Consider the following 20,387-nt stretch of genomic DNA (forward strand, 5'->3'; position numbering starts at 1 on the left):
GGATCAAACTCTCCATTGTAAAATGAAGTTTTTGATTCCAACTATTTACATAATCAGAATTCTTTTTTTATATCTCTGATCTTGGATCGAATTGAACCTATTCTTGAATTTGTTCATGACTTTCGTTTTGTCTACTCGTCACGCTTACATGATTGTGTTTTCTTAAAGAACTTCTCTCGCTTCAACTTCCGTATCCGCTATATTCCGATGAGCACCAGGCTCCTCTTTATCTTTTTTGTTTTTCCCTCCCTTTCCGTTGGGACTGCAAAGGTAGAAATCTTTTTTGAACTTCCAAAAAACTTTTGAAGTTTTTTTTCTTTTTCTTTTTTCCCGATTTCAGCGTTTAAAATAAACTGGGCGGGATTTTAAATCCTGTCGAACTCACTTAAACCCTTCTTTTTTCATCGGCTCCCTCTTTCGAAGTAACCCTGCCTCCCTTGCGGAGTGGTGCAAAGATAGGGAGTTTTTATAATCACTTCCAAGCCTTTTGTTTTATTTTCTTTCAATATGTCTGTAACTCGCTGTGAACTTGGCGGATTGTTTTTCCTGACAACTGGCCGGAGGGCGTAGGAAAGGCTTCCGGGCAGGAAAAGCGGGAAAAAGGCGGCGGACAGCAGGGGAAATGGATCGCGAGGCAGCCCATCGCATAGGCGCGGCCGAAGAATGGCAGTCAGGCCCCCTGGGATACACCCGGAATCTGGAAAGGGCGGATGTGAACACTTAGCGGGGATACGCTGATTCGGAGCGAAACGGTGACCGGGAAAGACTGCGCCACGGACAGTGCTGGCGAACAACGGAAAACAGAGCCCCCACCTTACGGACAGGGCGCTCCGGGGATTCCTGCAGAGAATAACCCGAAGGTTTCCATTCGATAGCCTATGGAGAACATTATTCTTAACTGACGGACAAATTATCCATTTATTTAGGTTTTAGTTAGGGTTTGTTTAGGTTTAGTTTAGGTTTTCATTAGGTAAAAGCTAAACTATACCTAATGGATCGCTAACTTAAATCTAACTTATTGCTAAATTAAAATCGAACTTGTCCATAATAACGAGTAACAATGGGGCGATCACAGGTAGTATTTGTGATTTTAGGGCTTGTTTATTTCCTGGGATAAGCAATATAGATACAGTATAATCAGCTGTTGTATCAACAGCATCTAAGAATCAAAAGGAATATAACAGCGGTCAATCCTTGTTATCTTTGCCTATATCATTTGGGCATCTGAACAAAGATTCTTTTAAAATAAAAATCTCAACGCCGCGGAGATAAATAGATTCAACCAGAGGAAAACACGAAGCCTATGGAGAACGAATTTGTTAAAAACAGAATAAACGTGCGCAGCCATCGTCTTTTTCTCAAAAACGATGGCTGTCACGTGAATTAAATAATATATCAGAAGCAACACTACGAAATTATAAACAAAACATCTTCCCGTTATCATCAATTTTGATTAACATGATGTTCTCCTATTTGATTTGCATCCTAATTTAAGAAAACGCATTAAGCCCTGTGATATCCTGGCCAGTAATCAATAAATGAATATCGTGAGTTCCTTCATATGTAATAACCGACTCAAGATTCATCATATGTCGCATAATTGGAAAATCTCCTACAATGCCCATTCCTCCCAAAATCTGTCGGGATTCACGCGCAATCTGTAAAGCCATATGCACATTATTCCTTTTGGCCATCGAAATCTGTTGCGGAGTTGCCTTACCTTCGTTTTTCAAGACACCCAAGCGCCACGACAATAACTGCGCTTTTGTAATTTCTGTCAGAAATTCGGCTAATTTCTTCTGTTGCAATTGGAATCCACCAATTGGTCGGTCAAATTGCTCCCGTTCTAAGGCATATTGAACAGCAGTCTCATAACAGTCAATCGCTGCGCCTATGACGCCCCAAGATATTCCATACCGTGCAGAATTCAAACAAGATAGCGGTCCACGCATCGAGCTTACCTCAGGCAATACATTTTCCGCGGGAATAAAAACATCATGAAAAACCAGCTCGCCAGTTTTAGAGGCTCTTAAAGACCACTTATGTAATGTTTCCGGTGTTTCGAAACCATCCATTCCGCGCTCAACAATTACTCCCCGTACTTTTCCAGCCTCATCGCGTGCCCAAACCACAGCCAGATCGCATATCGGCGAATTTGTGATCCACATCTTTGCTCCATTTAATAGAAAACCACCGTTCTTGGCAGTCAGCCGTGTTTCCATACCTCCCGGATCAGAACCGTGATTCGGTTCGGTCAAACCAAATGACCCTATAAGCTCACCCGAAGCAAGTCGCGGCAGATACTTACGTCGTTGCTCCTCACTACCATAAGTGTATATTGGATACATCACCAAAGAAGATTGCACCGAAGCAGCCGAACGGACAGCGGAATCACCGGCCTCCAATTCTTGCATGATCAAACCATAGGAAATCTGATCCAATCCGGCACCACCATATTCTACGGGGATATAGGGTCCTAAAGCCCCTATTGCACCAAGCTTAGGCATCAACCCCGCTATCGCCTGATGTGCCTGTGCCGCATCTTCTATGACAGGTTTTATTTCTGTCCGGACAAAATCACGAACAGCACGACGAACAAGCTTGTTCTCCTCAGATAAAAGGTCATCTACTTGAAAATAATCAACATTTATTTGTTTCATGATCGTATAGTCTACATTAGCTTACCTAAGATAGCAAAATATTTTCAAACTGAACAATATTCATTCACAACTTGTTTAACAGAATTTTATTCCTTATATTTAACATAATCCACGAATAAAATAAACCATTATGATAAAAAAGGAACTTAAAATACTCGGCATAGCTACCCAGAATTCAGGCTCATCAACAGGCCAGAACTGGTTTTCTGGTGGTGAAGCATTCGAGTCCCTATCTCCAGTCGACGGAAAACTCATTGCAAAAATATCAGGGAGCAGCCAAAAAGACTATGAAACGATTATCCTTACAGCAGAAAATACATTCAAAGAATGGCGGCTCATTCCCGCACCAAAAAGAGGTGATATTATTCGCCAATTAGGAGACAAGTTACGTGAACTCAAGCCGACTCTGGGAAAGTTAGTCTCCTATGAAATGGGTAAATCTTACCAGGAAGGAATGGGGGAAGTGCAAGAAATGATAGACATTTGTGATTTTGCCCTTGGTTTATCCAGACAGCTTTACGGAAATACGATCCATTCCGAACGTCCAGGCCACCGCATGTATGACCAATATCATCCGCTGGGCGTCGTCGGGATTATTACAGCATTTAATTTTCCCGTTGCCGTATGGGCATGGAATACGGCCATCGCTTTGGTTTGCGGAAACACAGTCGTATGGAAACCAAGTGAGAAAACACCATTATGTGCGATCGCCTGTCAGAAAATATTAGCTGATATCCTCCACAATAACGGATTACCAGAAGGTATCTCCAATCTAGTCATGGGTGGCAAAGAAGTCGGTGAATGGCTTGCTGCTGATAACCGAATCGCTTTAATTTCAGCAACAGGATCGACACGAATGGGAAAAGAGGTCGCTGTTACTGTTGCGCACCGTTTAGGCAAAACGCTACTGGAACTCGGCGGTAACAACGCAATTATTGTTACTCCCGATGCCGATCTCAAGATGACAATTATCGGTGCCGTATTTGGTGCCGTAGGTACCGCGGGACAACGCTGCACCAGCACGCGACGCCTTATTATCCACGAAAGTATATACGACAAAGTAAAGAAACAACTGACGAAAGCTTATGGACAATTAAAAATTGGGGACCCTTTGGATACGAAAAATCATGTAGGACCATTGATCGACAAAGCCGCCGTAAAATCATACTTAAACGCACTGGACAAAATTAAAACACAAGGGGGAAAACTTCTTATCAAAGGAAAAGTACTGGAAGGTAAAGGTTATGAAAGCGGCTGCTATGTACAGCCCGTTATTGCGGAAGTTGAAAATCACTATGAGATCGTACAGCATGAAACCTTCGCTCCTATTTTATACTTAATAAAATATCAGGGTAACATAAGCGATGCGATTGCCCTCCAAAATGGCGTTACCCAAGGACTATCTTCGGCCGTCATGACAACCAATCTGAGAGAAGCCGAACTATTTCTGAGTGCTGCCGGATCGGATTGTGGCATAGCAAACGTCAATATCGGTACCTCAGGTGCAGAAATCGGTGGGGCATTTGGCGGAGAAAAAGATACCGGAGGTGGTAGAGAATCTGGTTCAGATGCGTGGAAAGCATATATGCGTCGCCAGACGAATACCATTAATTATACAACAGACTTACCATTAGCACAGGGTATAAAATTCGATTTATAAACCATTCAGATTCGAAATTATGAGCAACGTACATGAAAGACTAAGTAAACATATATTGGCAGACGGATTTCCACTGGTCATGGATATGGAAAAATCACACGGCTCTTATGTTGTCGATGAAAATGGGGATGAATATTTGGATATGTTTAGCATGTTTGCCTCTATGGCTGTTGGCTACAACCATCCTCATTTAATCAAACATAGCAATTTTCTCGGTAAAATGGCAGTCAACAAACCTGCGATATCAGATATATACCCAAAAGAATTCGCAGATTTTGTGGATACCTTCGACCGTGTGGCCATACCCAAAGAACTCGCTTACACATTCTTCATCTCGGGTGGAACTTTAGCTGTGGAAAACGCCTTAAAAGCGGCTTTTGACTGGAAAACAAGACTTAATTTCGCACAAGGAATACAAAAAGAAGCCAGCCAGGTCATCCATTTCAAACAGGCCTTTCATGGTCGATCAGGCTATACGCTTTCCCTAACAAACACACAGGATCCCAGAAAGTACATGTATTTTCCAAAGTTTAACTGGCCGCGGATAATTAACCCTAAGCTTACCTACCCTTTAACTCCGGAGCGTATAAGCCAAACAGTAAACCTGGAAGAAAAAGCAATCGCGGAGATCAATCAGGCTATTCAAAACAATCCCAATGATATTGCATGCATTATTATTGAACCCATACAGGGTGAGGGCGGCGACAATCACTTCCGGAAAGAATTCTTTCAACAACTGCGTCAGATCTGTGATGATAATGAAGTGCTGCTCGTCTTTGACGAAGTGCAGACAGGCCTGGGTATTACCGGAAAAATGTGGGCTTATCAACATTACGGCGTTATACCTGATGTCCTGGCTTTTGGCAAAAAGGCCCAAGTCTGTGGGATATTGGCGAATAAGGAAAAATTTGATCAGGTCGAGCATCATGTATTCAAAGAATCCAGCCGAATCAACTCAACCTTCGGCGGAGATTTTATTGACATGTTGCGTTTCAAATTAATTTTGGAAGTCATCGAGCAGGAAAATCTATTAGCGAATGCCGCTGAAAAAGGAACTTATCTAAAGAGCAAACTACAGGAAGTTATGAAAGACAAACCGCAGCTCAGTAACTTAAGAGGAGAAGGCTTATTTGTTGCCCTGGATTTTGATACCGCAGATTCCCGTAACGAATTTATCAAACGGGCTTATGCCAATAAATTAATTATGTTAGGCTGCGGCGAAAAAAGCATCCGCTTCAGACCACATCTGAATGTCAGTACGGAAGATATCGACAAAACGATAGTGATCATTAACAAAAGTCTTTAATACAAAAATGCAGTATTGGCAGAGGATTATCTCCTAACAATACTGCATTTTTGAACGGAATACCCTAGATTACTAGTTCCTACAAACATTTGGGCGATCTATGTCGACCAGTTCTGAGATCCCATATTCGTCAAAACGATCCAATAAAGCATCCGTTCCTTCTTCCAGTTTGAAATCCATCTCTTCCTTGTAGACTGGAATCATCGCATAGAAATTGATGATATTACCATCCTTCGTTTGAAGTTCCAAAAATTCCTCATCAAAACTCAACATGGGAGGCAATAAAAGCATACAGCCAAAACCGGTATTCGCTATTTCCTCAGCTTCCATCCCATTAGGGATCGTGTGTCCGTAACCTAACCAAGTTTTATACTCATGCGGAAAACGTGCCAGTCTTTTCAAAAAATAGACCGGCCAATAATTGTTATCATCCTGAAACTCCGCTTCGCCTATCTTCCAGTCCGCAGGAAGTACAACCATCAATTCAGCCCGTTCATAAGCTTGCTTATCATCTATTTCCTCCGGAACGTTCATCGGCAGATCACTCATACCCGATGTTACCAAGATATTGTATGGATAGTTCGCGCTAGGTTTGATCCAATGCACATCAATGTGTACCAACTCAGATATGATTTCGTGAAAAACCAAATCTGGTTCAGCGATATATTTTGCCAAATGCTCCTCAATCTCTTCCAGATAAACACATTGTACCTCCGGGAATAGATCTTTTGGATCCTTTTCCTCAGGTTGACTTTCATAACGATACACAGTCGAACCTCCAGCGGTAATTTCGGTCTCTTTCTTTTCAGTGGAAGATTCATCCTCTTCCCCACTCATGATTTTTTTGACTTTATCCCAAAATGACATACTATGCAAATAAATGGTTAAATTTTCAGTTTACAGTTTGTATTTTATCTATTCAATAACAGCAACTACGGGTTGCCTAAATTTTGTTTTGACCGGCTTTCCTTTGACTAAGGCTGGCATCCATTGCGGCGATTTCCGCATTGCTGTCAGTACAGCTTTAGCAAATTCAGGACTTATCTTTTCTGGATTCTCAATTTCGATATTACAAACTGCTCCATCATCACAAACAATAAAATTAAGAATTGCGGTTTGTTTGGAGCCATATTTTACGTAAGCAATACTATCCATAGCCTCCACAGTACGCCTCAGATCAAGATTATTTTGCAAGAATCTTGACCATGCCGTTATCCCACCCTTAAAATAAGGGAAATCATCCACATTTTGAACTAGACTATCTGTAGGAATGTTTCGAACAGCACCAGTCTGCGCCTTTGAAGTCAAACAAACGGTAAAAAATAGGACCGTTAAAACAGTTATTTTAAAATTTGGTGAATACATACCTGATTCTATCCATAATCATACCATTTTAACGCGTACCTAGAACAACTTATTACTTTCTTCAGATTTAATTTAGGGGCATATCAACATCCGTAATAAAAGCACCTTGCTCGTCCAATAAAAAGCTAATTGGTTGTTCTGGATTTTTAATAATTTCGAACAAGGTTAACCCCCAAGGTTTCCAGAAATTTTCCAGTACCTGACCGTAGGTCTTATTCTGCCAATGATCAAATATAGGTTTCATAGACATATCCGCTAAGGGCATGGGTTCAACATAGACTTTTTGAGGTGTATTTAAATAGGTGTAATCCGGTAGACGGTTAAAAAGGTAAGCAGAGTAGAAATAGCGCGCACATAACTCTTCAAACTGTATGGGGTGAAGCTTTTTACCAGCAACCACTTTCAATATATCTTCATGATAGATATTGTTTGTTGCATTATCCTGAAGGCAAGCAATGACCGCAAAGTCTTTCATCCGAATCGAAAAAATTAGGGTATTGATTTCATCACGATACATGAACGTATCCGGTGCATTTTCTACAGGTACTACAACAAGGGAAAATGGGAGTGTATTTTCAAATTCCATTGGGACAACAAGCGACTGTAACATGGCATGCAAGTTGGTAAAACGTTGCGCTAAAGCCTGGGAAAAGTTCATATCCTCCCCCGCAGCTTTCTGTTGACGGATTCCCGCAAGAATTTCGTTATAGACAACCCCATAAATGATTTTTGTCATCCATTGAAAAAGTAGCAATGGATCTAATTGACTGACCGCTTCATAGCCCTGCTCAAATGACTGTTCCACGGCGCGCTCCATCTGCTCTATTGCTTCAGCTGCATCAATCGAACATGGAAGCTTGAGTGACTTATAAGTCACTAGATTCTCATCCAACATTTTGAAAGGCTTATCTTCTAATTGAAAAGATTTCATCATCCAGACAGGAAAGACATGAATACGCTCTTCCTCAGACTGAAGCTGATTACCCGTTAAAAAACAAATAGCTGGATCAAACTGAAATTGTTTGAATGGATTATACAAAGTTGTTGCCATAATGCCAGCAAAGTTAATACAAATCAAAAAGGACACAAGAAAAGGAAAACCTTATTACGATAGGGTGACTTGCAGGTCAAAGACTTTAAATTAATTTATGGAAACCGACAATGAAAAGAATCTTATTATAAACACTAAATTATGGAAACAACAAAAGAGGAAAAATTCCAAACACTTCTTGTCTTGTCCATCAGGATATTGTTAGCACTCATTTTTCTAAGTTACGGGATGAGCAAAATCTCTGGTGGACAATTTGGAGGTTTAACCCAAGCCGAACTCAATACCCCCATAAAAGATTTGAGCTTATTCAAAATCGGCTGGTACCTTTTTGACCACCAACCATTCAAAGCTTTCATTGGAATTTCACAGGTCATGGCCGCCACATTCCTGTTGTTCAACCGTACAGTTATTTTGGGGCTACTGATGCTCATACCTATTATTTTCAATATTTTAGTAATCGATCTGACCATTATGGGTTATGGTCTCAAAGTGGGTTTCTTTTTCAGGTTGACAGGCTATCTATTTTATATAGCATTACTGCTTTTTTATTACAAGCAATCCACTTTCCCCGCTCTTCGATCGATAACGCAGACACATTTCACGCCCACTAATCTCAAAAATAAATGGACTTATCTGTGGATTCTATTAATTATTCCTTTACTAGAGATTATTCCCGCAGCGCCCAAGATGCTATTTCTGATAGCAACGCATCCGAAAGAAGTTTGGGTACAAATCATGCACTGGTTTACGTGACAACTGCGATTCCAGTGTTGGCTGATTTCAGCTTACCCCACGTTGACTTTAAAGTTTTCAAATACAAGAGGGACATTTACGATGGCGCCCTCACTATTTTTAACCCCTTTAAACTCTGAAGTTTTCCCTTTTTCCAACAGGTTCTTCATCTCCTTTTCTTCCAGAAAAACACCGTTCAACGTTCGCCAGATCTTAAAATCACAACCGCGGGCATAATGATCACATTGTGCCACCCGATCATAGAGCAGGATTAAGCCCTTCTCACATTTAGGACATTTGATTTTTCCCTTTTGCTGTGGTTTGATTTCCTCTTGTGCCAATGAAATACGCAATGTCAATAACTCTTTGGTAATTTTAGCCGTATAATCCTTAATATGTTTCATAAAAACATCATAAGAAACCTTATTAGCCCGCATTTCTTCCAACTTCTGTTCCCATTTTCCCGTCAGCGTTACTTTAGCGATCGAACGATCTTTGACGAGGTTATATACGGCTAGACCTTTTTCTGTTGGAATCAATTTTTTCTTATCCCTTTTAATGTAATCCCGTTGAAAAAGTGTCTCTATCGTTGCCGCACGGGTAGCTGGCGTTCCGAGTCCACAGTCTTTCATCGCCTGACGCATTTCATCATCCTCAATTTCTTTACCTGAAGTTTCCATTGCTTTTAAGAGTGAGGCTTCGGTATGAATCGGACGTGCTTTGGTAAAACGTTCAGCAAGTTCCAATGTCAGTATCTGTAATAATTCCTCGGCCAGCAATTTAGGTAACTGCGCATTTTCGTTATCTTGGTCATCGTTGTTCTTATCCTCATCCGGAGCTTCTATCTGCTCAGCAGAAAGGCGCCAACCGTACTGTTTGATAACCGTTCCCTTTGCGATCAGCTCTACTCCCTGCGCATCTATCGTGACCGTAGTGATATCCTTGATACAGACTTCAGAGAAACTCTCGACCATACGCTTGGCAATCATGTTGTAAATATTTTGCTGTTCTTTCAACATGTGGCCGGGCTTCTCGTCCGTAACCAACAGTGCATGGTGATCGGTTACCTTTTTGTCATCTACAGAACGCTTATTTAACTTTGCTCCTATTAAATTCTTTGCAATAGATGCAATAGATTCCTCTGCATGATCCGAAAGATGTTGGAAAAGTTCCTCGATATGTTCGAAAACATCCTCACCAATATAACGGGATCCGGTACGGGGATAGGTAATCACCTTTTTCTCGTAAAGCGTCTGCGCAATACTCAGGGTTTGGTCCGCTGAGTAACCATATTTTTTGTTCGCATCCTGTTGCAGGGAAGTCAAATCAAACAGTAAGGGAGGCTGTTCCTTTGTTTCTTTGGCTTCAACCTTAGCAACACGTGCATTTGTACCCACAGTCAATCGGGCGATGGTCTGTTCGGCAACATCTTTTTTATCTATTTTGTTTGAAGTGGCTTTAAAACTGATATTATCTTTTTCGAAGCCGGCCTGTATTTTATAAAATGCCTGCGGTTTAAAATCTTTATTTTCCAGGTAACGTGAGCAAATCATCGCCAAGGTTGGCGTCTGAACTCTTCCCAAAGAAAGGAGCCCTTTGTTGCCTGCTGCCAAGGTGATCGCCTGTGTAGCATTGATCCCGATCAGCCAATCCGACTCCGATCTTGAACGTGCAGACATGTATAAACTATCGTATTCTGTTCCCGCTTTTAAATTTGCAAAGCCTTCTTTGATGGCCTTATCCGTCTGACTGGAAATCCACAGACGTTTAAACGGCACCTTCGAACCCAAAAAGTAATAGATGTTACGGAAGATCAATTCCCCCTCACGCCCCGCATCCGTTGCCACGATAATCTCCTCCGCCTGTTCTAACAATGATTTTATCGTATTGAGCTGTTTGACCGCACCAGTGTCATCCATCTGCTTTCCGTCCCGCTTAACTTTTTTCGATTCCAGTTTAAAATTTGCAGGTATAATAGGGAGATTGGAAATGGTCCAGCTATTATAACCGTAAGCCTGAGGCGTGCATAATTGAACCAAATGACCAAAAGCATAGGTAAAGGCATAGCCGTTTCCGGCGATATAGCCATCTTTGACTTCCTTCGCTCCCATCACACGGGCCAGATCACGTGCCACGGAGGGCTTTTCAGCAATTACAACCTTCATTTTAGCTATGAGATATTAGAATTTGAGATACTAGATTTGAAACGCTACCTGTAGAAGCCTTTGGCTTATCAAGTACTTTTCTGTTTACATTCACAAGATAGCTTACAAAAGTAAGCATGATCTCAATAAATCGATCACCGGGATCACTTGTTAACAAAATAAATTGTTCGCAAACTTATTCGATACTCGGAATTGTTATTCCTTTAATCTTACGATAGAGTTCAATGGCATATACATCGGTCATACCTGAAACAAAATCCAGTACACAGCGGATTTTGGAATAGGAATCCTGCTTGTCAGTATAAAATTGCTCCGGGATCAGGGCAACTAATTTTTTATCGTAGTTATTTTTATTCTTTTTGAGGTATGCAGGCACAAACTCTTTTAACAGAGCATCCATGACGCGATAGCCGGCGATCTCAATCTGGACTACAGTAGGCGCATTATAGATCTTCGCTATGGAAATTTTTGAGATCTTATTCATTTGCTTGACAATATTTTCATCCAGCGCATCCATCAATGCAGATGAGAAAGTCCCTGATAAAAACTGTTCCTGTTCACGTACAAACACATCTACACAGCCCTTGATCAAGGTGTTAATTGCCTTAGCCCGCAATAGGGCTACACGGCTCGGTGTATCCAGCAAACCGTCCAATCGATCACGAAGATTTTCGGAGCCACATAACGGCAACAAAAGTTCCTCGACCTCTTGGTAGGATAGTATTTTTAAATGATGTGCATCCTCCAGATCAATGATATTATAACAGATATCGTCAGCCGCCTCGACCAGGTACACCAAAGGGTGCCGTAAATAACCTTTCGGGTTTGAAGGATCACGCAACAGCCCCAATTCATTGGCTACTTTCTCGAATGCTTTTTGCTCTTCTGTAAAAAATCCATACTTTTTGCGGTGATGGCTTTTTTTGACATGGCCATCTATCGCTAAACAAGGATATTTTACGATAGACGCCAAGGATGTATATGTTAGTGCAAATCCTTTAGGGTCTTTTCCCTGAAAAGCGTGGGTCAGAATCCGTAGTGCATTGGCATTACCTTCAAAATGGGTCAGATCCGCCCATTCTTCGGCAGTCACTTGTTCCTGATACTTACGTCCTTCTCCATCCGTGAAGTAGGTGGATATCGCAGACTCTCCCGAATGCCCAAATGCTGGATTACCTAAATCATGGGATAGACAGGCTGCCGAAATAATATTTCCGACTTCCTGAAGAAATGGATATTCGGTATCTATATTGGAATTTCCCTCCTTTAACTGCGCATAGAACATACGGCCAAGTGAACGGCCTACGCTGGCTACCTCCAAGCTGTGCGTCAGCCTATTGTGCACGAAAACAGCTCCCGGAAGCGGAAAAACCTGTGTTTTATTCTGTAATCTTCGAAATGGGGAAGAAAAGATCAACCGGTCATAATCCCGTTGAAATTCCGACCGCGCTACAAGGTAGCTGTCAGCTGTTCTATCTTCATAGCCCCAGCGTTTTGCAGAAAGCAAATCTTTCCAGTTCATTTTTTCAGACATAGCGCAAATATATAAAAAATAAAAATTTAGGCACCTATTAGATCAACCCAAAAAACCGCCTAACCGGAGTCTCTCATCTCAATTCTCATATCTCACGACTTATATGTATCTTTAACTATCAATACCAATAGGAACAATCATGACTAGATATCAATCACTTATTCCAAAACATTTTGAAACCAATATTGAGGGGAAAAACACCCATTTACTTTTATTAAAAAATGAGGGTGGTATGCAGGTGCTTTTAACAGATTATGGTGCCCGTATTGTCAGCATCTTAGTCCCCGACAACAAAGGCAACCTGGTTGATGTTGCTCTTGGCTTTGATTCCATTCAGGGTTATCTGGAATCCGATGAAAAATACCATGGCTGTACCGCCGGCCGATTTGCAAACCGCATCGCAAACGGCAAATTTGAAATAGACGGAAAACAATATACTCTTCCGCAGAATAATGGCACAAATTGTCTGCATGGTGGAATATCGGGCTTCCATGATAAAGTTTGGGACCGTAGAGTAACCTATCAGTCTCATGTAGAATTTTACTACGTTTCTAAAGATGGCGAGGAGGGCTTCCCCGGAAATTTAAAAATAATGGTTTCTTACACCCTAACGAGAAACAACGAAATCATCATCAAATACCACGCACAGTCCGATGCTGACACGCATATTAATTTAACAAATCATACTTATTTTAATCTTGATGGAGAGGGAAGCGGAGATGTATTGCAACAAGTACTTCAAATAAATTCAGAAGAAGTGCTGTTTGTGGATGAGAATCAAGTACCCAATGCGATCGTACCGGTAGAAGGGACCCCTTTTGACTTCAGAACCCCTAAAAAAATTATTCAGGACATCACAGAAAATGATGAGCAGCTCATTGCAGCCAAAGGCTATGATCATTGTTATGTCAATAATAAACCAATCTCCCAGCCCTGCGCAACAGCTTACTCAAAAAACACAGGTATTCAGCTTGATGTATTCACTACCGAACCCGGAGTACAGTTGTATACCGGAAATTGGATGACGGGAAATGATATCGGCAAAAGAGGGTATAAATATCTACCTTACGCCGGGTTTTGTCTGGAAACACAACATTTTCCTGATAGCCCCAATCAAGTGGAGTTTCCCTCAACGCTATTAAAAGCTGGTGAATCATTTGATTCAGAGACACACTTTAAGTTCTCAATAAAGAAATAATAAAAAAGAGCTGTGATCCATTTATTTTATCACAGCTCTTTTTTGTTGAACATGTTTCAATCAGCAACGATTGTGCCCCAGTTTTATAGACTGAATAGGATGATCGGTCTTATTTTACCAATTCTTCCAAGGCCTTTTCTACTTGTTCAAATCCGAAAGTCGATTTTACCTGCTTAAACATCCGTTGAATCTGATCGTTACAAAGATTTCCGATACTGCCTTCATGCGTATGATTAACCTCTTTCGATGGTTTGAAACGTCCTTCGTCAATATCAATACCAATAGTCCGGTAAGCCTCACGGAAAGGCACACCTTTAAGCACCTCATTGTTTACCACCTCAACAGAGAAGAGATAATCGTATTTTGGATCATCAAGGATATTGTCTTTTACGGAAATATTTTCCAGCATAAAGGTCGCTATTTCAAGACATTCATTAAGCGATTTAAACGCCGGGAATAGATTTTCCTTTAACAGTTGGAGATCCCTATGGTAACCTGAAGGAAGATTCGTTGTCATCAATGCAATTTCATTCGGCAATGCCTGAATTTTATTACAACGTGAACGAATCAGTTCAAAAACGTCAGGATTTTTCTTATGTGGCATAATACTCGACCCTGTTGTCAAATGAGCCGGGAATGAAATAAAGCCAAAATTCTGATTGATATATAAGCACACGTCCATCGCAAACTTTGCTAATGTAGCCGCGATCGAGCTCATTCCTTGTGCTAAAATCCGTTCGGTCTTACCCCTACCCATCTGCGCATAGACCACATTATAATTCAAATCTTCAAATCCTAATAACTGTGTGGTCATTGTTCTATTCAACGGAAAAGAAGAACCATAACCCGCAGCCGAGCCCAATGGATTTTTATTGCAGACCTTCCAAGCAGCTTTCATCATTTCCAGATCATCAACCAAACTTTCCGCATAAGCACCAAACCATAAACCAAAAGATGATGGCATTGCAATCTGAAGATGTGTGTAGCCCGGGATCAAAATATGTTTATAACGTTCGCTAAGTTGGACCAATTCATTGAAGAAAGCTTCGGTATTCTGAATAATATGTTGAATCTCTGTACGGAAGTACAATTTTAGGTCCACAAGCACTTGATCATTTCGGGATCGCCCTGAATGAATTTTTTTACCAGCCTCGCCGATGCGTTGTGTAAGTAACATCTCAACCTGTGAATGCACATCTTCTACCGAATCTTCAATCTGAAAATCCCCCGCTAAAATTTCCTTATAGATATTTTTCAATTCTTTCTGTACCAAAGCCAGATCTTCATCAGTCATCAGGTTAATGCTATTTAGCATCCGTGTATGGGCCAAAGAGCCTAATACATCCGCTGCGGCAAGCTGTAGGTCCATCACACGGTCATTACCTACGGTAAAAGATTCTACAAACGAATCAACATCTATATTTTTTTGCCAGATTTTCATTAATATATTTTGTTTTATGGTAACGAAATTATGATGAGCCAGTATTCATTTCGGTTTAGCTGCTGATCAAAGCTCATCAGAATATTTATTTGTATGTCATTATTTTTCGCTTTAGGGCCATTCGCATGCCCTATAGCAAATAGTATTTTATCCCTGGGTGCAATCTGCCACTTATAACTCAGCTTTCTTGCGCATAAAACGATCGCTGTCCATTTGATGATCTACTTTAAACGAACCAAAGTTGCTGATCCAAATGTACCTGATTTCTTAACATTGCAAAAATACCAATTGCAAATGGTTATATCAATGCCAAGCTGTTTGAGGTGAAACAATAATCAAAAGAAGAGAATAAAGGAGAATTCTGGCGTAAAAAAATATATGTTACAAAAAAAAACAAATGTTAAAAGTTTGTTAAATCGCAATAAACACATTTTATAAGTAACCACTCACTTTATTTTTAAAAGTTATTTTGTCAGTTTTTTAAGTATTCCTATGTTTGTAGTGTAAGGGAGATGAAAAAATAAAAGCCGGTAAGGTTAGTAAATACTTACCACTTTAAATACACCGAAATTTAAAACCAAATATGATAGACCCCAACGTCTTAAAACTTGCAAGAAATTACCTAACCAATTGTGAATCGAAATTTAAAGGCACGTCAAACCAAGATGTGCCTTTTTTCGTATACGCAGGCGTCGAAGACAGTCAATAGGTATGCATGTGATTCTAGCCTAAAATACTTATCTTTGTGTATCATATTGAGAATATTCAACATAAAACGTATACGATGGGAACAGAAAGCAAGAGACAGCAACGTTTTGCTGGAGTCATTCAACAAGATTTAGCAGCATTATTTCAACGGGATGGTAAGGCATGGGCTCCAGGAGCATTCATTACGGTTACACGTGTTCGAGTTACTCCTGATTTGGCTATCGCACGTGTTTATTTGAGCTTTTTAAACACGAAGACTGCACAGGAAGACATAAAAGCAATACGTACCAAAACATCCGAGATACGTTATAAGTTGGGATCAAAAATTAAAAACCAAGTCAAAATTGTCCCGCAGCTGGAATTTTTCCTAGATGACACCAATGAATATGTGGAGCATATGGACAAATTGTTTGAAGAAATAAGTAAAGAGCCTCGTCAACCAGAAGAATAACGCAATTTAAATTGGCTTATCTAGGATCGATGGTATTTGAACTCGATAACAAAAAGCTGGAGTTTCCACATCCGAGCTACGCTGATGAAGATGGTTTATTGGCTATCGGAGGTGACCTTTCGGCTGACCGACTGCTGTTGGCTTATAGTAATGGCATATTTCCCTGGTTTAGTGATGATACACCGATATTATGGTACGCACCTCATCCACGCTTCGTCATCTATCCTTCCAAGATCAAGATCAGCAAAAGCATGGCTGCCTGTATCCGGAAAAAGATCTTTTCCATCTCGGTAGACCGCAACTTTCATACAGTCATTCAAAATTGCTCCACTATCAATAGAAAAGATCAAGATGGGACATGGATCACAGAAGACATGATTAAGGCCTATAAAACACTGTATGAAATGGGATATGCACATTCAGTGGAAGTATGGCAAGACGGATTACTTGTGGGTGGGCTCTATGGTGTGCTGATCAATGGTGTATTTTGTGGAGAAAGCATGTTTTCTAAAGTACCTAATGCTTCTAAAGCTGCACTGATTTACCTGGCGCAAAAAATAGATCTACAATTGATAGACTGTCAATTTCACACGTCTCATTTGGAAAGCATGGGCGGTGAATACCTTTCCTTACCTGATTATTTAGCAATATTAACAAAAGACCCAAGATATGAACAGTCCATATAGTAAATATTTTGACATTGATGCAGCGACAACTTACTTGACTACACCTGGCTCAGGTTTACTTTCACGTGAAACAAAGCAATGGCGCACGCAACGCGATCAAGCGTTTCATGAGTCAAATACTTCGCTTCGTGAACAACAGGGCACCATGTTGGATTCCTGCAGAAATACACTTGGACAATTCTTCAATTGTCCCGGAACCAATGTATTTTTGTCAAGCTGCTTTTCTTTTGCATTCAATGCATTACTAGCGGGCCTTCCCAAGCATTATAAGGTGCTGCTTTTGGACAACGACTATCCCTCGGTAAATTTCCCAACAATTATAAGTGGGTTTGAGCATAGCTTTGTTAATATGGACGAACAGCTTGAAGCTAATATTCTGGATGCCATAGCAACTTTTAGACCTAACGTACTTATTCTATCCATTGTTCAGTACATCTCCGGTTTAAAAATAGACCTTTCTTTTATACAGGAATTAAAACATCAGCATCCTGATTTGTTAATCATTGGCGATGGAACGCAATTTTTAGGAACTGATTTATTTGACTTTGATACCTCGGGCTTTGACGCCGTATTGAGCAGCGGATACAAATGGCTAATGGCCGGATTCGGAAATGGCTTTATCCTACTGAACGATCGGCTTAAAGAAATCCTATATGCTGATATCCAGAAAAACTACAGTTACCTCAACAATCAATGGATGAATAAATCCGTGGTACAATTATGCTTTGAACCGGGGCATCTAGACACCTTAGCTCATGGAACCTTACAACAGTCTTTATTGCAGTTTGAACAATGGGGATATGCTGAAACAGTCTTGTATACACAGAACCTCTTGGCAAAGGCCCGGACTGAACTGGCTAATAGGGGGCTACTCCTGGATCGCATTCTAAATAGACGTCCGCAAAGCAATATTTTCAATATACAGATCGACCCCAAAAATTTTCAGCTTCTGATGGATGAGGGTATAAAATGTTTCCCCCGCGGTTCCGGTATCCGGGTCGGATTCCATCTCTACAATGACCATGCAGATCTTGAAAAACTATTACATATTATAGATACAAAAGTAAATTAATCATGAAATTTAGAATAGGCGACTTAGTCAGGTTTGTGGATGAGCCCATTGAAGGACATATCACTTCCATGCAAGCCAACAATATTGTCGGAGTAACAGATGAAACAGGATTTGAAATTCCTGTTCCCATGGACAAGATTACGCTCGTCTTTGGAAATATGCGCAGAGCAGACGACGAGCTTGATCAGCATGCCGCTCCGTTAACTCCGCATCGGTTTATCGAAAAAGGAATTTTACTGGCCATTTCGGGAGATCATAAAGATGGACTGGCCAAGCTACATATCATCAATGAAACAAGTTATGAGCTCCTGGTATCAGTTTCCGAAGCTACGGCAAATAAAGTGAAAGGCCTTTTTAGCAATAAAATACCACCGCACGATTCCATCCAATTTTATACAGGAAACTTCGCCAATGTTGGAAAATGGCCAACATTCCGTTTTCAGATCATTAGACATAGCAGCAGTTTGCAGGAATTGACCAATCCAATCTATAGAGAGCAGCGCGTCCGTCCTGTGGACCTCACCAATCCGAAAGTACTGCATGAAATCCTGGATGAGAAAATCTGGTCTTATGAGTTGGACAAAATTGAAGAAGATCTAGGCTTAGATAAACTAAAGGCACATTTTATACCGCATCGTCCAAACAAAAAATAAGCTAGATAAAATATCTAGCTTATTTTTTGCATTACTCTTTTGTTGATACAATCTTCTTTGTACTCAACAGTAACAGCAGAATCCCGATCAAATAGACAATCCATCCCCAACGCATGTGAAGCGATTTGGATAAGAATTTGTCTGCAAAGCCCCAGCCAAAATAATTGTTGATTTTAAACCAAACGGCGCCAATACTGACCAGATACCAACATGCGGCCAATCTTGTCATCCATTGATAGGCGCGTACCGCACGAACAAAAAACAACAATGCTGTTATTCCCAAAATCAGCATGGAAATAAAAAATAGATAGGCGTCCACCTGATAGAGATTCCAGTTACCCTTGATGGGAACTTTCAAAAATGGAGTCATACTGGACAAAAAACAAATGATTAGTCCAACAATGGCGAAATACTTCCTGATGATGACCATGGTTCAAATTACTTTAAAATTGATACGAATATAAGTTGAATATCGCCACTTATATAACTCGTATTCCATTTTTTGGAAATTTGTTCTAATTTTAAAACGAAATTCTCGTATCGAATTCCGGACAAATAACAATAATCCAAAAGATCAATCGAAATTGAATAAAATTGATCACTTCAAAATTAAGTTATAAAAAATATTTGAAAAGAATCTTTACCTGAAAGTTGATTTAAAATTTAAGCCAGATATTGAACATGAAAAGAGCATTTGAAGAGCCTGAGACAGAACAGGTACCTAAACAAAAATCAAAGAAAAAAATATATATCGTTATCGGAATCGTCTTGCTATTAGTCGCAGTTGCCGGTGGAGGATATTATAATTATGTCCAGCGGCAAGATCTTGATGCTATGCCTGTAGATAGTGCAACGGCCGTGGACGGATTTGAGAATGCAGATCCGAAAGATCTCGAAGAGGCTGATGGCTGGAGCTCCATTGATGACTACACCCATTGGAACAATGCCATCTTTACAATTCCTGAATACGACAATATTCCATTACGTTACCGCAGGGGCATTACAAAAATCTTTATGGGGAATGGTTATCTAGAGCCTTCCGGTGATAAACCCATCTATAAATTTACCCGCATAAAGGACCGTGCAAAGTCTGTCTTCTGCTATGGTAATTTTACTGATCGTCATGATGCGGACAACTGGAATAAAGAAATGGCTTTTTTAGTGGAAAAAAATGACTATCAAAGTAGTGCCATCTGGATTATATCAGCAAAAGGAGATATTCTATTCTGGAAAGAGTATTCCAGTGAACTCCCTTTGATCAATAGCTTCAAAAAGGGACAAAAGATCTTCATGGATGAGATGAAATTAGTGCCCGCCCCAACTGATGGAATTATTGTCAAAAATAAAAATTCCAAATATGCATTGATTTACAATAAAGGGACCAAAACATTTGATACTTATTATCAATATAGTGACAGAGAAATAAAGGAGGCGACCGCTACTGAAGAAGTTCCTTATGTAGAGGAGCTGGAAGATATAACTATAGATTCAGCACAAACAAATACAGGCAATAATGAATAGTTTAATGCCTTCATGAAGTTGAAATTTTCATCACACGGATGTGTGATGAAAATCATTCAATCTTACCATGATATTTAAAACCCTAAATATCAGTTATTTATTTGTAAAATACAGCTATTTAAAATCTTTCTAAATTAATCCGTTTGACAGATTTTTGACACAAGCACAAAGCATTTAAGCTACA

Annotated in this window: 17 protein-coding genes; 9 read left to right on the top strand and 8 right to left on the bottom strand. The window is 40.2% G+C overall.

Features of this window, described 5'->3' with window-relative positions; genetic code table 11:
• Positions 1–1,490: 1,490 nt before the first annotated feature.
• Positions 1,491–2,660: an acyl-CoA dehydrogenase family protein gene (locus tag HMAT_RS22685; protein ID WP_104385140.1), complete on the bottom strand. Its 1,170-nt coding sequence runs from the start codon at positions 2,658–2,660 to the stop codon at positions 1,491–1,493.
• 130 nt (positions 2,661–2,790) lie between these two features.
• On the opposite strand from HMAT_RS22685, the gene HMAT_RS22690 reads away from it, so the two are divergent.
• Together HMAT_RS22690 and lat are read left to right on the top strand one after the other, a co-directional pair.
• Positions 2,791–4,320 (top strand): aldehyde dehydrogenase family protein, encoded by a 1,530-nt coding sequence (locus HMAT_RS22690; protein WP_104385141.1) that lies wholly within the window; start codon positions 2,791–2,793, stop codon positions 4,318–4,320.
• Positions 4,321–4,339: 19 nt separating this feature from the next.
• Positions 4,340–5,626 (top strand): L-lysine 6-transaminase, encoded by a 1,287-nt coding sequence (gene lat / locus HMAT_RS22695; protein ID WP_104385142.1) that lies wholly within the window; start codon positions 4,340–4,342, stop codon positions 5,624–5,626.
• A 72-nt stretch (positions 5,627–5,698) separates the two neighbouring features.
• On the opposite strand, the gene HMAT_RS22700 is transcribed toward lat, so the two are convergent.
• The 3 genes from HMAT_RS22700 to HMAT_RS22710 form a co-directional block, all read right to left on the bottom strand.
• Entirely contained in the window at positions 5,699–6,463 is a 765-nt protein-coding gene (locus tag HMAT_RS22700; RefSeq protein WP_199768743.1) for a suppressor of fused domain protein, read from the bottom strand.
• 78 nt (positions 6,464–6,541) lie between these two features.
• Positions 6,542–6,934, bottom strand: a complete 393-nt coding sequence (locus HMAT_RS22705) for an energy transducer TonB (RefSeq protein WP_158656070.1) — start codon at positions 6,932–6,934, stop codon at positions 6,542–6,544.
• Positions 6,935–7,058: 124 nt separating this feature from the next.
• Positions 7,059–8,042, bottom strand: a complete 984-nt coding sequence (locus HMAT_RS22710) for a hypothetical protein (RefSeq protein WP_104385145.1) — start codon at positions 8,040–8,042, stop codon at positions 7,059–7,061.
• Positions 8,043–8,183: 141 nt separating this feature from the next.
• Here HMAT_RS22710 and HMAT_RS22715 point away from each other — a divergent pair, with 141 nt between their 5' ends.
• Positions 8,184–8,795 (top strand): DoxX family protein, encoded by a 612-nt coding sequence (locus tag HMAT_RS22715; RefSeq protein ID WP_104385146.1) that lies wholly within the window; start codon positions 8,184–8,186, stop codon positions 8,793–8,795.
• A gap of 32 nt (positions 8,796–8,827) precedes the next feature.
• Here HMAT_RS22715 and HMAT_RS22720 read toward each other — a convergent pair whose 3' ends face one another.
• A complete protein-coding gene (locus tag HMAT_RS22720) occupies positions 8,828–10,939 on the bottom strand; it encodes a type IA DNA topoisomerase (protein WP_104385147.1) in 2,112 nt (703 codons plus the stop codon).
• 175 nt (positions 10,940–11,114) lie between these two features.
• Entirely contained in the window at positions 11,115–12,473 is a 1,359-nt protein-coding gene (locus HMAT_RS22725) for a deoxyguanosinetriphosphate triphosphohydrolase (RefSeq protein ID WP_104385148.1), read from the bottom strand.
• A 139-nt stretch (positions 12,474–12,612) separates the two neighbouring features.
• On the opposite strand from HMAT_RS22725, the gene HMAT_RS22730 reads away from it, so the two are divergent.
• Entirely contained in the window at positions 12,613–13,671 is a 1,059-nt protein-coding gene (locus HMAT_RS22730) for an aldose epimerase family protein (protein WP_104385149.1), read from the top strand.
• Positions 13,672–13,780: 109 nt separating this feature from the next.
• On the opposite strand, the gene argH is transcribed toward HMAT_RS22730, so the two are convergent.
• Positions 13,781–15,112 (bottom strand): argininosuccinate lyase, encoded by a 1,332-nt coding sequence (argH, locus tag HMAT_RS22735; RefSeq protein ID WP_104385150.1) that lies wholly within the window; start codon positions 15,110–15,112, stop codon positions 13,781–13,783.
• A 784-nt stretch (positions 15,113–15,896) separates the two neighbouring features.
• Here argH and rbfA point away from each other — a divergent pair.
• The 4 genes from rbfA to HMAT_RS22755 are packed head-to-tail and all read left to right on the top strand — an operon-like array spanning position 15,897 to position 18,682.
• A complete protein-coding gene (gene rbfA / locus HMAT_RS22740) occupies positions 15,897–16,271 on the top strand; it encodes a 30S ribosome-binding factor RbfA (RefSeq protein WP_104385151.1) in 375 nt (124 codons plus the stop codon).
• 29 nt (positions 16,272–16,300) lie between these two features.
• Complete coding sequence (aat, locus tag HMAT_RS22745) at positions 16,301–16,957, top strand: leucyl/phenylalanyl-tRNA--protein transferase (RefSeq protein WP_104385152.1); 657 nt, start codon at positions 16,301–16,303, stop codon at positions 16,955–16,957.
• Positions 16,941–18,029 (top strand): aminotransferase class V-fold PLP-dependent enzyme, encoded by a 1,089-nt coding sequence (locus tag HMAT_RS22750; RefSeq protein ID WP_104385153.1) that lies wholly within the window; start codon positions 16,941–16,943, stop codon positions 18,027–18,029. The genes aat and HMAT_RS22750 overlap by 17 nt, the downstream gene beginning before the upstream one ends.
• A gap of 2 nt (positions 18,030–18,031) precedes the next feature.
• A complete protein-coding gene (locus tag HMAT_RS22755) occupies positions 18,032–18,682 on the top strand; it encodes a hypothetical protein (RefSeq protein ID WP_104385154.1) in 651 nt (216 codons plus the stop codon).
• Between the two features lie 31 nt (positions 18,683–18,713).
• Here HMAT_RS22755 and HMAT_RS22760 read toward each other — a convergent pair whose 3' ends face one another.
• On the bottom strand, positions 18,714–19,112 hold the full coding sequence (locus HMAT_RS22760; protein WP_104385155.1) for a hypothetical protein: 399 nt from the start codon (positions 19,110–19,112) through the stop codon (positions 18,714–18,716).
• Between the two features lie 251 nt (positions 19,113–19,363).
• Between HMAT_RS22760 and HMAT_RS22765 the strand changes: the two genes are divergently transcribed.
• Positions 19,364–20,203: a hypothetical protein gene (locus HMAT_RS22765; protein ID WP_104385156.1), complete on the top strand. Its 840-nt coding sequence runs from the start codon at positions 19,364–19,366 to the stop codon at positions 20,201–20,203.
• Positions 20,204–20,387: the final 184 nt, after the last annotated feature.

It is taken from the genome of Sphingobacterium sp. HMA12 (assembly GCF_002933815.1).
Lineage (GTDB): Bacteria > Bacteroidota > Bacteroidia > Sphingobacteriales > Sphingobacteriaceae > Sphingobacterium.

Bases quoted from the DNA above. Each gene is read 5' to 3' on its own strand.
- HMAT_RS22685 (WP_104385140.1), bottom strand. From the start codon at position 2,660: ATGAAACAAATAAATGTTGATTATTTTCAAGTAGATGACCTTTTATCT.
- HMAT_RS22690 (WP_104385141.1), top strand. From the start codon at position 2,791: ATGATAAAAAAGGAACTTAAAATACTCGGCATAGCTACCCAGAATTCA.
- lat (WP_104385142.1), top strand. From the start codon at position 4,340: ATGAGCAACGTACATGAAAGACTAAGTAAACATATATTGGCAGACGGA.
- HMAT_RS22700 (WP_199768743.1), bottom strand. From the start codon at position 6,463: ATGAGTGGGGAAGAGGATGAATCTTCCACTGAAAAGAAAGAGACCGAA.
- HMAT_RS22710 (WP_104385145.1), bottom strand. From the start codon at position 8,042: ATGGCAACAACTTTGTATAATCCATTCAAACAATTTCAGTTTGATCCA.
- HMAT_RS22715 (WP_104385146.1), top strand. From the start codon at position 8,184: ATGGAAACAACAAAAGAGGAAAAATTCCAAACACTTCTTGTCTTGTCC.
- HMAT_RS22720 (WP_104385147.1), bottom strand. From the start codon at position 10,939: ATGAAGGTTGTAATTGCTGAAAAGCCCTCCGTGGCACGTGATCTGGCC.
- HMAT_RS22725 (WP_104385148.1), bottom strand. From the start codon at position 12,473: ATGTCTGAAAAAATGAACTGGAAAGATTTGCTTTCTGCAAAACGCTGG.
- HMAT_RS22730 (WP_104385149.1), top strand. From the start codon at position 12,613: ATGACTAGATATCAATCACTTATTCCAAAACATTTTGAAACCAATATT.
- argH (WP_104385150.1), bottom strand. From the start codon at position 15,112: ATGAAAATCTGGCAAAAAAATATAGATGTTGATTCGTTTGTAGAATCT.
- rbfA (WP_104385151.1), top strand. From the start codon at position 15,897: ATGGGAACAGAAAGCAAGAGACAGCAACGTTTTGCTGGAGTCATTCAA.
- aat (WP_104385152.1), top strand. From the start codon at position 16,301: ATGGTATTTGAACTCGATAACAAAAAGCTGGAGTTTCCACATCCGAGC.
- HMAT_RS22750 (WP_104385153.1), top strand. From the start codon at position 16,941: ATGAACAGTCCATATAGTAAATATTTTGACATTGATGCAGCGACAACT.
- HMAT_RS22755 (WP_104385154.1), top strand. From the start codon at position 18,032: ATGAAATTTAGAATAGGCGACTTAGTCAGGTTTGTGGATGAGCCCATT.
- HMAT_RS22760 (WP_104385155.1), bottom strand. From the start codon at position 19,112: ATGGTCATCATCAGGAAGTATTTCGCCATTGTTGGACTAATCATTTGT.
- HMAT_RS22765 (WP_104385156.1), top strand. From the start codon at position 19,364: ATGAAAAGAGCATTTGAAGAGCCTGAGACAGAACAGGTACCTAAACAA.